We start from the raw sequence: 12474 nt of genomic DNA on the forward strand, positions 1-12474 counted from the left end.
AACAGCCCTTAATTGCATAGGATTAACACCTGTTTGCGCAGGTCGGAGCGGATGCGGGAGGACCTCCCGGACAAGACGCGCCGGTTCACGCGAAGAGACCCATGTCTCACTTAGTCAAAAGTGGGACATAGGCCTCTTAAGTACCCCAGGTTCGAGGTGTCTTCAGCTGTTGATCAGACCGTTTTCACGGCGGCTTCCACGCCTGCTTCCACCACCGTCCGCGCCCGGCGGTCTCAGCCGGTCTTCACGCCGAGATCGAGGTGCTGGCCAGGGAGGATGAGGTCGGGGTCGGAGCCGACGGCCGCCTTGTTGGCCTCGTACAGCCCGGTCCAGCCGCCGGGCAGCTCCTGCGCGTCGGCGATCGCCCAGAGGCTGTCGCCGGGCCGGACGGTGTACGTGCCGTCGGCGGCCGGCGCGCCCGTGCCGCGTCCGTCCGCGTCCCCGCGCGAGGCGTGCCGACCCGCGTCCCGGCCGTCACCGGTCCGCTCCGGGGCCGGCGCGCCGCGGTGCCTGCCGCCCGCCTCCGCGGCCGGGGAGGACCCGTCCGGGCCGCCGGCCCGGTCACCCGCGCCGGAGGAGCCGGCCGCCGGGGGCGTGGCGTCCGGGGAGGCCGAGGCATCCGGCCCACCGCCCTTGCCCGCCGGGTCCGACGCGGCGTCGTCCGACGGGGTCTTCGCGGTGTCCCCGGCCGCGCCGTCCGCCGGGTCCGCGCTCTCCGACGGATCGGCCGTCGCGGCCGGGTCCGCACCCTCGGCCGGGTCCGCGCTCCCGGCCGGGTCCGCGGACGGGGTGGCGGCCGGATCGACGCCCGGGTCGACACCCGGCAGGGAGCCCTCCGGGGTGAGGCCGGAGATGACGGCGCAACTGGGCCACGCCTTCGGCCCCTGATCACCCAGCACCTTCTCCGCCACGGCGATCTGCTGCGAGCGGCTGGCGAGGTCCGCACGCGGGGCGTACGCCTCGCCGCCGTAGGACTTCCAGACCTCCTGCGAGAACTGCAGGCCGCCGTAGAAGCCGTTACCGAGGTCGGCACTCCACATGCCGCCGCTCTCGCACTCCGCGACCCGGTCCCAGGTCGAGGCGTCGGCGGCGTGCGCACCGGCCGCGCCGAGCAGCGGGATGGCGATGGCCGAGCCGGTCACGCCTGCGGCGACGATGATCGCGGGTGCCTGCCGAGGGCGACGGTGTCTGCCGTTCGCGGAGCCCATGGGAATGCCTTCCGTGTGACTGACGAGGTGACTGGTGAGTCGAACGGTGAACCTAGCGGGACTCGAACGTGTGTCACAAGTCGATGCAGCGGAGATCACGCCGAAGTCACAGAGTTGACAGAGTGTCACTTTGCTTGCCGGTGAACCCGGGGGTGAACTCCACCGGAAGCGTCCGCAGTCCGCGCATGATGAGCCCGCCGCGCCAGCGCAAATCGGCAGCTTCACCCGCAAGTCGCAGGTCCGGAAGGCGTTTCAGCAACGTGGCGAGCGCGGCCTGTCCCTCCAGCCGGGCGAGCGGTGCTCCCAGGCAGTAGTGGATGCCGTGCCCGTAGCCGAGGTGCTGGTTGTCACGCCGCGCGAGGTCCAGCGTGCCGGGAGCGTCGAACCGCTCGGGGTCCCGGTCCGCGGCGGCGAGCACCACGAGCACGGGGTCCCCCTCCGCGATCCGCTGCCCGCCGATCGTCAGCGCCTCGGTGGCGAAACGCCAGGTCGCCAGCTCCACCGGACCGTCGAACCGCAGCAGTTCCTCGACACCGGTGGCCAGCAGCTCCGTCTCGCCCGCCGCCAGGGAACGCTGGAGCCGTTCGCGCTGCTCCGGATGGCCCAGCAGGGTGTGGACGCCGTTGCCGATGAGGTTGACGGTCGTTTCGAAGCCCGCGAACAGGAGGATGAAGGCCATCGCGGCGGCCTCGTTCTCGGTCAGGTGCTCGCCGTCGTCACTCGCCCGGATCAGGCCCGAGATCAGGTCGTCCCCGGGGTTCTCGCGCTTGCGGTGGATGAGTTCGAGCAGATATCCGCGCATCTTCTTCACGGAACGTGCCACCCCGCCCCTGGGGCCGCCGCCGTGGCGGATCATCATGCCCGCCCAGTCCCGGAAGTCGTCCTGGTCCTCGGGCGGGACGCCCAGCAGGTCGCAGATCGCGTAGATGGGGAGGGGGAAGGCGAACTCGTGGATGAGGTCCGCCTGCCCCTTCTCGACGAAGGAGTCGATGAGGCGGTCCGTCAGCTCCTGCACGCGCGGCGCGAACTCCGCGATGCGCCGGGGCGTGAACGCCTTCGACACGAGACGCCTCAGCCGGGTGTGGTCGGGCGGGTCGATGTTCAGCAGATGCGTCATCAGCTCCGCCTTGCGCTCGCCCGGGATGCCCGTGCGGCCCTTGGCGTGCGCCGGTCCGGCGTGGTGTGCGGGGTTCTTGGAGAGCCGGGTGTCGGCGAGGGCCTGCCTGGCGTCGGCGTACCGGGTGACGAGCCAGGCGTCGACCCCGCTGGGCAGCGTGGTGCGGTGCACCGGGCTGTGCTCGCGCAGCCAGGCGTACGCGGGGTACGGGTCGGTGGCGAACTCCCAGGTGAAGAGTTCCGGGGCGGGCGGCACGGCGTCGGCCGGGTGGGCGGGGCAGGTGTCGGCGGGGCTGTCGTTCACCCCCCGACGTTATCCGCTGCCCGGTGCCGCTATCCGTTGCCCTCCGCCGCCCTGATGGCGTCCCGGTAGGCGCGGCCCGCCGCGCGCAGGGCGGCCTCCGGGTCGGTGCCGTCCTCCTGGGCGCGGACGGCCAGGGCGAGGAGCCGGTAGCCGATGCCGTCGCCCTCGGGGAGGGGCACGTCGAGTGCGGCGGTGCGGGCGCGGCCGGCCAGCTTCGCGGCGAGCGCGAGGGCGGGCTGGCCGAGCGGTACCCCGTCGGTGACGGACTCGCGCTGCTTCTCGACCGCCTTGGTCCGCAGCCAGTGCGCGTGGACGTCCTCCGGGGTCTCGGCGGTCTCGTCGCCGAAGACGTGCGGGTGGCGGTGGATCAGCTTCTCGATGAGCGTGGCGGCGACGTCGTCCACCGAGAAGGGCTCCTGCTCGTCCTCCTGCGCGATGCGCGCGTGGAAGACCACCTGGAGCAGTACGTCACCGAGCTCCTCGCGCAGCTCCTCGCGGGTGCCGTCCTCGATCGCCTCGACGAGCTCGTACGCCTCCTCGATGGCGTACTTGGCGAGGCCCTCGTGGGTCTTCTGCGAGGTCCAGGGGCACTCGATCCTGATCCGGTCCATGACCTGGACGAGATCGAGGAGCCGGGCGCCCGGCAGATCGTACGAGCCGGGCAGCAGCTCCAGGTCCGGCATCCGCACCCGCCCCGAACCGGCCAGCCTCGCCAGCCCGTCGGTCAGCGGCTGGTTGCCCTCGCCGCCGGTGAGGACGACCACGGTCCGGCCCCCGGCGCAGGAGGCGACGAGCTCCTCGGCGTCCGGGACGGCCGGTTCGACGGTGACGCCCGCCTCGCGCAGATACGGCAGCTGCGGCTGGCCGGGCTCCCCGCAGAGCACCCGGTCCGCGGCGTGCAGCGTCTGCCACGCGGGCCAGGACAGCAGTCCGGGCGCGACGCGGTGGCTGGCGGTGAGCAGGACGATACGGCCGGGGTCTTCAGCGTTCACGCTGCGAATCTACCCGGCCGCCCGGCCGCTGCTACGCCCCGGCCTCCGCGGGTGCCTGGGCGGACTTGGTGACCTGGTTGATCCAGGGGGCCTTGTAGTCCGCGAGCTGGATCTGCTTGTTGTCCCAGCTGCCGTAGCGCGGGTTGACGTCGACCTTGAGGGCCTTGGAGGCCTTCGTCAGCGCGTCGCCGAGGATCTTCGTGCCGGCCGGGGTCGACGGGTCCGCGCCGAGCGCCTGGGAGAGCTTGGTCAGCTGGATCTGCTCGCGCAGGAAGGAGTCGATCTGGCCCGGGGAGATCCAGCGTTCCTGGAGCACCGCGGCCCGCAGCCCCTTCTCCCCCTTGTACTGGGCGACGGCCGACTGGCGCATCTGCTGGATCTCGGCGCGGCTGACGGTGACCCCGGCGTCCGCGGAGGCCCGGTCCAGGACCCGGTCCAGGATGATCCCGTGCAGCTTGGCGCGGACGAGCTGGCCGGACTGGTCGGTGGTCTGCGCCGTCTGCTTCGAGCTGTCCTGGGCGTCGCGCACGTCCGCCACCTGGGCCTGCACGGTGGACACCGCGATCCGGTCGCCGCCCACGACGGCTGCGGCGCCGGGGTGGGCCTGGCTGCCGCAGGCGGAGAGGAGCGGCGCTGCGACGAGGGTCACGGCGGAGACGGTGAGCGCGGTGCGACGGCGGCGGTGCAAAGGAGCCTCCCGAGGAGATTGTGCGGCGGTGCACAAGGCCTTGCGTTGATCGATGTTAGGCAGTGGAACAGGTCTGAGCCACTGATTCGGCTGATTCAGCTGATTCGACCAACGATTCGGGAGGAGTTGGGGATGTGGGCTCCCCGGGGGCCCGGTCGGCGCACTGGTCAGCGGGCCGGTACCGAGGGGTTCCGGGGTGCCTCCGGCCGCAGCATGATCGTGCGCGAGACCACGAAGGTGATCGGGATGGCGGCCGCCGCCGCGACCAGCGGGGCGTACCGGCTGCTGAATCCGGCCAGGTCGACGAGCAGGTAGACGCCGCCGGTGGTGATGACGAAGTTGGCGGCGTTGGTGAGCGGGAAGAGCAGGAACTTCCGCCAGGTGGGCCGGGTCCGGTAGGTGAAGTACGAGTTGAGGAAGAACGAGCCGGTCATGCTGAGCGCGAAGGCCAGCACGTGCGCCGCTATGTACGGCAGCCAGTGCAGCAGGACCAGGTAGCAGCCGTAGTACGTGGCGGTGTTCACGGCGCCTACGAGGGCGAAGCGGGCCAGTTGTGCCTTGACCGTCATCGGCGTACGAACTCCAGGGGTTCCCGCTCCGGCTCGGATGCCGGTCCGCGGGTTCCGGTGTTGGTGGCCTGTACCAGGTAGTGCGGGCGGCGCTTCACCTCGTAGTAGATCCGGCCGACGTACTCCCCGACCACCCCGACCATCACCATCTGGACCCCGGCGAGGGCGGTGACGACGACGAGGAGGGTGACGTATCCGGGGGTGTCGACGCCCTTCACCAGGGCGACGCCGACGATCCACCCGGAGTAGGCGAGGGCGAGGGACAGCAGCAGCAGGCCGAGGTAGAGCGCTGCGCGCAGCGGCTTGTTGTTGAACGAGAGCAGCCCGTCGAGTCCGTAGTTGAGCAGCTTTCCGAAGGTCCAGGCGGACCGGCCCTCCTCCCGGACGGCGTTCTCGTAGCTGAACGTCGTGGTGGGGAAGCCGACCCAGGCGAAGAGGCCCTTGGAGAAGCGGTTGTACTCGGTGAGTTCGAGTACGGCGTCGGCGGCCCGCCGGGACAGCAGCCGGAAGTCGCCCACTCCGTCGACGAGTTCGACGTCGACGAGGTGGTTGATGAGCCAGTAGTAGGCGCGTGCGGTGAGTGTCCGGGTGACGCGGTCGCCCTTGCGGGTGCGCCGGGCGATGACCTGGTCGTAGCCGTGCGCGTGTTCCTCCAGCATGCGGCCGACGAGCTCCGGCGGGTGCTGGAGGTCGGCGTCCATGATGACGACGGCGTCGCCCTCGGCGTGCTGGAGGCCGGCCAGCATGGCGGCCTCCTTGCCGAAGTTGCGGCTGAAGGAGACGTAGCGGGCCCGTGGGTCGGCGGCGGCCAGCTGCCGCAGGATCGGCAGGGTCCGGTCCGCGCTCCCGTCGTCCACGTAGACGAGCTGGAACTCATGACCCAGCCGGGTCATCTCATCCGTCACGCGTTCATGGAAGCGTTCGAGTATCTCCTGCTCGTTGAAGCAGGGCACCACCAGCGAGATCAGCACCCATGCAGACCAGCCGGTCAATGTGTCGGGAGCGGATGCCGGGTGTGGCCCGGGGGCGACCATTGGGTGAACTGGCCCGTGAGGACCGGGATTCAGCCGCCCGGCCCTTCCGCGGAACGAGGCCGTCAGCCGCCCCGGACCTTGCGGCGGCGGTCCAGCTGCCGGCGCAGTTCGGCGGGCAGCGGGTGGTTCGGGCCGTATCTGCGCTCGGTGTCGTAGAGCAGCGACTGGAGTCCGCCGATGGCCGCCGCGTGGTCCCCGAGCGCGAGCAGGAGGTGGCCGATGCGGTGGCGGATCTCGTAGGAGCGGGCCGGGTCGTCGCCCGTCGCGTAGCGGTTCTCGTAGTACGGGAGGACGGCGCGGTACTCCGCGAGCGCGGCGGCGGGCTCGCCCAGTTGCTCCAGGCACTGCGCGGTGTCCTGGCGGAACTGGAGGGTCTGCGGGTCGGCGGGTCCGGCCTCCGCGGCGCGGTCGTCGGCGAGGCGGCGCAGTTCGGGCAGGGCGCGGCGGTACTGGCCGTCGTCCATCAGGGTCGCCGCGTACTGCTTGCGCAGGATGCGGACGACCGGGGAGCTCTCGCCGTGCTGTTCCGCGGCGGCCGGGAGGATGCCGCCGAGCAGGTCGACGGCGTGGGTGATCCGGCCTTCGCCGAGGAGTTTCTTGACCTCGTCGACGGCGGCGGCGACATCGGGCCGGGCGGGCGCCGGTGCGGGGGCGGCGGCGGGCGGGGTGGTGGCGCGGTCGGGCCACGGGGCGTGCGGGCGCAGGAAGGGGCGGGTCGGGTCGAGCGGCCCGCCGGGCAGTCCGCCGCCCCGGACGGGGAGCAGCGGGGCGAGGCTCTCGTAGACCTCCTGGACGCCGGACGGGCGGTGCTGCGGGTCCTTGGCGAGCAGCCGCAGCACGAGCGCTTCGAGCGCCTCGGGGATGTCGGGCCGGAGCTGCCGGACGGGGACGGGCGCTTCGTAGAGGTGGCGATGGAGCACGCCCAGTGCGGTGGAGCCGGCGAACGGCACGTCGCCGCTGAGGAGTTCGTGGAGCAGGACGCCGAGTGCGTACAGGTCGGTGTAGGGGCCGACGGCGCCGCCCATCGCCTGCTCGGGGGCCATGTAGGCCGGGGAGCCGATGGGTGAGCCGGTGTGGGTGAGGCGGGTGGTGTCGGTGTCCAGGACGGAGGCGACCCCGAGGTCCAGGACGAGGACGGTGCCTTCGGGGCGCACCATCACGTTGCGGGGCTTCAGGTCGCGGTGGACGATCGGCACCGCGTGCACGGCGCTCAGGACGGCGCAGAGCTGGGCGGCGACGGCGACGGACCACTGCCAGGGGTACGGGGCGTGCTCGGCGAGGTGGTCGGCGAGGTCGGTGCCCTCGACGTGACTCATGACGAGGAAGAGCTCGTCGCCGTCGCTGCCCGCGTCGTGGACGGTGACCAGGCCGGGGTGGTCGACCTGGGCGGTGACGCGGCACTCGCGGACGAAGCGGCTGCGCAGTTCGGCGGCCGCCTCGCTGCCCATGGGGCCGGTGACCCGGTCCGGGCGCAGCAGCTTGACGGCGACCCGGCGGTCCAGTCGCTGGTCGTAGGCCGTCCAGACCTGGCCCATGCCGCCCTGGCCGAGGATGGCCGCCAGCTCGTAGCGCCCGCCGATGACGCGACCGCTCACCGGCCTTCCTCCTTGCGGAGGTAGTCGCTGAGTTCGTCGAGTTCGGCGCGGACCTGGTCGATGCGCTGGGGCTGCGGGTGGAGCTGCTGCGGGTACGGGGTGTGCGGCGGTGCCGGGGTGTGCGGCGGGGCCTGCTGCTGCCCGTACTGCTGCTGCGGGAAGGTCTGCTGCGCGACGGGCTGCTGCGGGAAGGTCTGCTGCTGGTGCGGTGGCTGCGCGGCGGGGCCCGGCTTTCCGGTCACCGGGGTGGTGGTCGCGTACGCGTATCCGGGCGCCGGCGGTACGTATCCGCCCATGGCGTGCTGCTTCGCCCCGTGCGGCCCGTAGTGGCGGATGTCAGCGACGAGGTAGTACACGGGAGCGGCCACCATCGCCAGGAGCAGCAGGGGTATGAGGACGAAGTCGATGCCGTGCGCATCGCCCTCGTCCCGGCCGATGCCCATCATGACCGCGACGACGAACGCGAACGCGCCGCCCGTCAGCCACCAGTCGGAGGCCCTGCGGCGCACGATCGCGAGCCGGAGCAGCGGGGCCCAGAGCAGCATCCCGACGGAGAACACCGAGAGCGCGCAGAACAGCACCCGCATCGACACGATCCAGGCGCGCCCCGGGATTCTGGGCGGAACGCTCTGCGGATAACCCGGCGCGTACATGGCTGCTCCTGGACACCTGGTCGTGGAAGGTCCGCGCACACGGGCGTACGCGCAGCTCCGAGGGTAGAGGGCGGCGCGGGCCGGCGTGCCGGGGTGTGCGGAACCGTTGTGGTTCCGTACGCCCCGCTTCCCTGATCGCTCCCTGATCCGGCCTGATCCGGACGAACACCCTGGAGCCGCTTCGCGCTGGGCGGTCGCCGGGCGTGGTGGCCCTCGGGTGGCCGATGACGAAACCCCGCCGGGCTGGAGATCGGGGTCCGGACGGGGACCGGCCGCGGCATCCCCGGCCCCGGAAGGGTGTCGATCTGCCGGCCAGGGAGTCCCCCGCGGCCGGGGGCGCTTGTACTCAGGCCTGTCCCGCCCGGCCGCGACCCGGGCGGGACAGGTCCCGCACCCGGCCGGCCGGAGCCGTCAGCCGCCGCACAGCTCCAGCATGACCTTCTTGTCGGCCGTGGTGACCGGCAGCCGGTACTTCAGCGAGACCTGGGCGAACCGCAGCGCGTACGAGCACCGGACCGGCTTGTACGGCGGCAGCCAGGACGCCGGGCCCGAGTCGCGTTTGGCGTTGTTGGCCGGTCCGTCCACCGGGATGAGATTGAGCGGGTCGTTGGCGATCTGCTGCCGCTTGGCCTCGTTCCAGTGGGCGGCGCCCATCTGCCAGTCGTACGACAGCGGCATGACGTGGTCGATCTGGACCTTGGTGGCCTGCTGCTTGCGCCACTCGATGGCCTTGCCGGTATACGGGTCCTTGAGGGTCATCGAGACGACCACGCACTTGGAACCCGACCTGAGCACGACCTTCTTGCCGTCCCTGGCCAGCAGGTCGTTACGGGTGTCGCAGCCGTTGTGGGAGAGCGGTATGCCGTCGACGGAGTCCTTCCAGGCGTACCCGAACTTGTCCCGCTCGTATCCGGTCTTCGGGCCGCGCCCCTTGGTGGCCACCTTCTCGATGACCTTCCGGGCCGCCGCCCGGTCCTGGTCCGAGGTGAGGGGCGCCAGGCCGGGCTTCGTACCGTCGGCGTTGTCGAGCGGCCTGGCACCGAAGCCGGTGACGGGGCCGCCGCCGTTCGATCCGGTGCCCGGCGACTCGGCACCGGAGGCGATCTTCTCGGGGTCACAGCCCGTCAGGGCCAGCACAGCGGCCATGCCGAGGGCGGGCACCATCACTCGGTATGCGCGGGGAGATATCACTCGAAGCCGTCCTGACGGGGAGAAAGCCGAACCAACTCGGGAATTCTATGGACGTCTTCCCCGCCACGACGTGTTCATGACCGCCGTTCACCCCGGATGCGGCCCGAATCACACCTTTCCGATGCCCAGCGTCGTCTCGGACGGCAGCATCCCGGACCCGATCACCGCCACCCACAACGGCCCGAGCAGCTCCACGAGCCGCTCCCGCTCCCCGCCCGCGAGCTCCCGCCACGGGGCGGCGGCAGCCTCGTCCGTACGCCGCTCGACCTCGGCGCGCAGCGCCCGGCCCGCCTCGGTCGCCGTACCGTCGTCCGTCAACAGACCGCGTTTGAACAGCCGTTGCCGGGCCGCGTCCCACTCCTCCGCGCCCCACCCGCGGCTCGCGAACACCTCGGGTGCCGCCGCGCCGACGGCCGCGAAGGAGACCAGCGACTCGACCGGGTCGAGCTCCGCGTGGGCGAGCGCCGCGAGGTGCCCGTCGCCGCGGTGCTCGCGCAGGACGGTCGCGGCCCGCCAGAGCGCGAGGTGGGGTTCGTCCGGCCAGGGCAGTGCGGCGTTGGCCGCGGCGAGCGGGCAGTTCGCCGTGTCGACCGCATCCGTGACGCGGCGCAGCAGCGCGACGGCCTCTGCCGTGTCCGGTGCGGCGCACGCCTCCCCCAGCAGCGTCCGGTACGCGCGGTCGACGGCCCTGGTGCGGGCCGCGAGCACGGCGTCGGACGAGGCGACGGACCAGGCGGCGGGCACGTGTTCGTCCACCATGGCCGGGCTGAAGCTGTAGAACACCCCGGCGACCCGGGCGGCGCTCGCGTCCCCGAGCGGCGCCGCCCGCCAGGCGAAGTAGCTCGGCCAGCGCTCGTCGGTCCGGTAGCCGAGCGCGGCGGCCTCCTCGAAGGCCTCCGGCGCGTAGTAGAGAACAGCGTGCAGGGGCTCCAGAAGGTGCCACATCTGCCGTGCGCGCCCCAACTCCTCGTACATGTCTCCGCCTTCCGCGCCGCTCTGAATCTTTCCAGTGACTAGATCCTCAGACTGCCCCTCCCCCAACAACTTGTCAATGCCTAGATTCTGCGTAATCTGCTGCCATGACCAGCACCCGCACCTACCACCACGGCGATCTGCGGCGGGCCGTCCTCACCGCCGCGCTGGACGTCATCCGCACCGAGGGCCCCGGCGCGCTGAGCCTGCGCGACCTGGCCCGCCGGGCGGGTGTCTCGCACGCCGCCCCCGCCCACCACTTCAAGGACCGCACGGGGCTGCTCACCGCCATCGCCACCGAGGGCTACGAGCTCTTCGCGGACGCCCTGGCCGACGCCCCGGACCTGCGGGAGCGCGGCGTGCGGTACGTGCGGTTCGCCACCGAGCACCCGGCGCACTTCCAGGTGATGTTCCGGCCGGAGCTCTTCCGCGCGGAGGACCCGGAACTGGTGGCGGCGAAGGACCGGGCGTCGACGGAACTGCGGGCCGGTATCAGCGGGCTCCCCGCCGTACGCCGCGGCGAGAACCCCCGGCTCGCGGGCACGGCCGCCTGGTCCCTGGCCCACGGCTTCGCCACCCTGCTGCTGAGCGGCAACCTGGTCGGCGCGGTGGGCGAGCGGGATCCGGAGGAGGTGTTCCGGGCACTGGCCGCTCTGATATTCGAGGCGGACGGGGCCAACTGACCCTCACCCCAGGGGAATAGCCGGAGCCGGCCGACGCTTGACCGTGTCGTGCGCACGTGATCGGCAACATGGACTTCGGAAGACGACAGGGTGGGGAACATGAGAACCACGCACGCAGCACGGCGCACGGCTGCCACGATGCTGACCGCGGCCGCACTGACGCTACTGCCGGTCGCCGGCGGGGAGGGGCTCACCGGACCGGCACATGCCGCGACGTCCGGGCCCGGCACCTCGTCCCAGCGCGACCACGACCACTGGCAGGGCGGCTGGGCTACCTCGCCGCAGGCCCCGGCCGCGCCCTTCGGACCGAACTGGTCGCAACAGGGCTTCGCGGACCAGACGGTGCGCCAGGTGGTACGGGTCAGCACCGGCGGGACCCGGGCCCGCGTCGAGCTGTCCAACCGCTACGGCAGCACCCCGCTGCGGATCACCGGCGCGACCGTGGGCCGCACGGACAACGGGGCCTCGGTGACGCCGGGTTCGCTCCGGCAGCTGTCCTTCGGGGGACACCGCTCGACGACCGTCCCGGCGGGTGCGGAACTGACCAGTGACGCCCTGCCGTTCAGGACCGGGGCCCTTGAGTCGCTGACCGTCACGCTGTACCTGGCCGAGCCGACCGGACCGGCCACCTTCCACCTGATCTCCTCGTCCACGAGCTACCGGGCGCGGGCGACCACCGCTCCGACCGCGCGGGCACGGCGTTCACGGAGACCAGCGACTCCTCGTACTACCTGACCGGCGTCGAGGTCAGCGGCGGCCGTCCGGCACCCCGGAACGGCGTGGTGGCCTTCGGTGACTCCATCACCGACGGCGTCGGGTCCACCCCGGACGCGGACAACCGCTATCCCGACGAGCTGGCCGAGCGCTTCGTGGCCGCCGGCAGGCCGCGCAGCGTCGTCAACCAGGGGATCGCCGGCAACCAGGTCACCCAGGACACGGAGTGGGCCGGGGAGAAGGCGGTGGCCCGCTTCCGCAAGGACGTGCTCGGTGAACCCGGCGTGGGCACGGTCATCGTGCTGGAGGGCATCAACGACATCGGCGCCGCCGGCACGGGCGCCGTGGGCACCCCGAGCCCCGAGGTCTCCGTCGCCCAGCTGATCGCCGGACACCGCTCACTGATCCGCCAGGCCCACGCCAAGGGCATCAGGGCGATCGGCGCGACCCTCACCCCCATCGGCGGCTCGGCCTACGACAGCCCCGCCAACGAGGCCAAGCGCGTAGCCGTCAACCACTGGATCCGCACCTCCGGCGAGTACGACGCGGTGGCCGACCTCGACCACGCCACGGCCGACCCCGCGGACCGGACCAGGATCGCCCCCGCCTACGACTCGGGCGACCACCTCCACCCGAACGACGCGGGCTACCACGCGATGGCCGACGCCCTGGACCTGAGCGGCCTCTGACGGGCTCCGGCCCCGCTGCCGCCCGGCGGCGGGGCCGGGGTACGCGCCGGGTGGACAGAGCCGCGG

At 72.1% G+C, this 12474-nt stretch carries 13 protein-coding genes; 3 read left to right on the forward strand and 10 right to left on the reverse strand.

The annotated features are described in order from the left end of the window. Positions 1-233: 233 nt before the first annotated feature. From ACIP89_RS15535 to ACIP89_RS15580, 10 genes are all read right to left on the reverse strand, one after another. Positions 234-1208, reverse strand: a complete 975-nt coding sequence (locus ACIP89_RS15535) for a transglycosylase family protein (RefSeq protein WP_402115277.1) — start codon at positions 1206-1208, stop codon at positions 234-236. A gap of 106 nt (positions 1209-1314) precedes the next feature. After that, complete coding sequence (locus ACIP89_RS15540; protein WP_401926687.1) at positions 1315-2628, reverse strand: cytochrome P450; 1314 nt, start codon at positions 2626-2628, stop codon at positions 1315-1317. 29 nt (positions 2629-2657) lie between these two features. Further along, entirely contained in the window at positions 2658-3620 is a 963-nt protein-coding gene (locus ACIP89_RS15545; RefSeq protein ID WP_402115279.1) for a nucleoside triphosphate pyrophosphohydrolase, read from the reverse strand. Positions 3621-3651: 31 nt separating this feature from the next. Further along, positions 3652-4308: a SurA N-terminal domain-containing protein gene (locus ACIP89_RS15550; RefSeq protein WP_401926692.1), complete on the reverse strand. Its 657-nt coding sequence runs from the start codon at positions 4306-4308 to the stop codon at positions 3652-3654. Positions 4309-4475: 167 nt separating this feature from the next. Further along, positions 4476-4877: a GtrA family protein gene (locus tag ACIP89_RS15555; RefSeq protein ID WP_401926694.1), complete on the reverse strand. Its 402-nt coding sequence runs from the start codon at positions 4875-4877 to the stop codon at positions 4476-4478. After that, a complete protein-coding gene (locus ACIP89_RS15560) occupies positions 4874-5848 on the reverse strand; it encodes a glycosyltransferase family 2 protein (RefSeq protein WP_402115280.1) in 975 nt (324 codons plus the stop codon). Before ACIP89_RS15560 ends, ACIP89_RS15555 begins: the two co-directional genes overlap by 4 nt. 125 nt (positions 5849-5973) lie before the next feature. Continuing rightward, positions 5974-7506, reverse strand: a complete 1533-nt coding sequence (locus ACIP89_RS15565) for a protein kinase (protein WP_401926700.1) — start codon at positions 7504-7506, stop codon at positions 5974-5976. Then, positions 7503-8159 (reverse strand): hypothetical protein, encoded by a 657-nt coding sequence (locus ACIP89_RS15570; RefSeq protein ID WP_402115281.1) that lies wholly within the window; start codon positions 8157-8159, stop codon positions 7503-7505. The genes ACIP89_RS15565 and ACIP89_RS15570 overlap by 4 nt, the downstream gene beginning before the upstream one ends. Positions 8160-8570: 411 nt before the next feature. Continuing rightward, entirely contained in the window at positions 8571-9323 is a 753-nt protein-coding gene (locus ACIP89_RS15575) for an HNH endonuclease family protein (protein ID WP_401926704.1), read from the reverse strand. 135 nt (positions 9324-9458) lie between these two features. After that, positions 9459-10325, reverse strand: a complete 867-nt coding sequence (locus ACIP89_RS15580; RefSeq protein ID WP_402115283.1) for a hypothetical protein — start codon at positions 10323-10325, stop codon at positions 9459-9461. A 104-nt stretch (positions 10326-10429) separates the two neighbouring features. Here ACIP89_RS15580 and ACIP89_RS15585 point away from each other — a divergent pair, with 104 nt between their 5' ends. The 3 genes from ACIP89_RS15585 (at position 10430) to ACIP89_RS15595 (ending at position 12408) form a co-directional block, all read left to right on the forward strand. After that, on the forward strand, positions 10430-11005 hold the full coding sequence (locus tag ACIP89_RS15585) for a TetR/AcrR family transcriptional regulator (protein WP_402115285.1): 576 nt from the start codon (positions 10430-10432) through the stop codon (positions 11003-11005). Positions 11006-11104: 99 nt separating this feature from the next. Continuing rightward, complete coding sequence (locus ACIP89_RS15590; protein ID WP_402115286.1) at positions 11105-11740, forward strand: hypothetical protein; 636 nt, start codon at positions 11105-11107, stop codon at positions 11738-11740. A gap of 47 nt (positions 11741-11787) precedes the next feature. Beyond that, complete coding sequence (locus ACIP89_RS15595; RefSeq protein ID WP_402115288.1) at positions 11788-12408, forward strand: SGNH/GDSL hydrolase family protein; 621 nt, start codon at positions 11788-11790, stop codon at positions 12406-12408. Positions 12409-12474 lie beyond the last annotated feature (66 nt).

This window comes from Streptomyces sp. NPDC088730 (assembly GCF_044751215.1).
GTDB lineage: Bacteria > Actinomycetota > Actinomycetes > Streptomycetales > Streptomycetaceae > Streptomyces.

Bases quoted from the DNA above. Each gene is read 5' to 3' on its own strand.
- ACIP89_RS15535 (WP_402115277.1), bottom strand. From the start codon at position 1,208: ATGGGCTCCGCGAACGGCAGACACCGTCGCCCTCGGCAGGCACCCGCG.
- ACIP89_RS15555 (WP_401926694.1), bottom strand. From the start codon at position 4,877: ATGACGGTCAAGGCACAACTGGCCCGCTTCGCCCTCGTAGGCGCCGTG.
- ACIP89_RS15570 (WP_402115281.1), bottom strand. From the start codon at position 8,159: ATGTACGCGCCGGGTTATCCGCAGAGCGTTCCGCCCAGAATCCCGGGG.
- ACIP89_RS15575 (WP_401926704.1), bottom strand. From the start codon at position 9,323: ATGGTGCCCGCCCTCGGCATGGCCGCTGTGCTGGCCCTGACGGGCTGT.
- ACIP89_RS15580 (WP_402115283.1), bottom strand. From the start codon at position 10,325: ATGTACGAGGAGTTGGGGCGCGCACGGCAGATGTGGCACCTTCTGGAG.
- ACIP89_RS15585 (WP_402115285.1), top strand. From the start codon at position 10,430: ATGACCAGCACCCGCACCTACCACCACGGCGATCTGCGGCGGGCCGTC.
- ACIP89_RS15590 (WP_402115286.1), top strand. From the start codon at position 11,105: ATGAGAACCACGCACGCAGCACGGCGCACGGCTGCCACGATGCTGACC.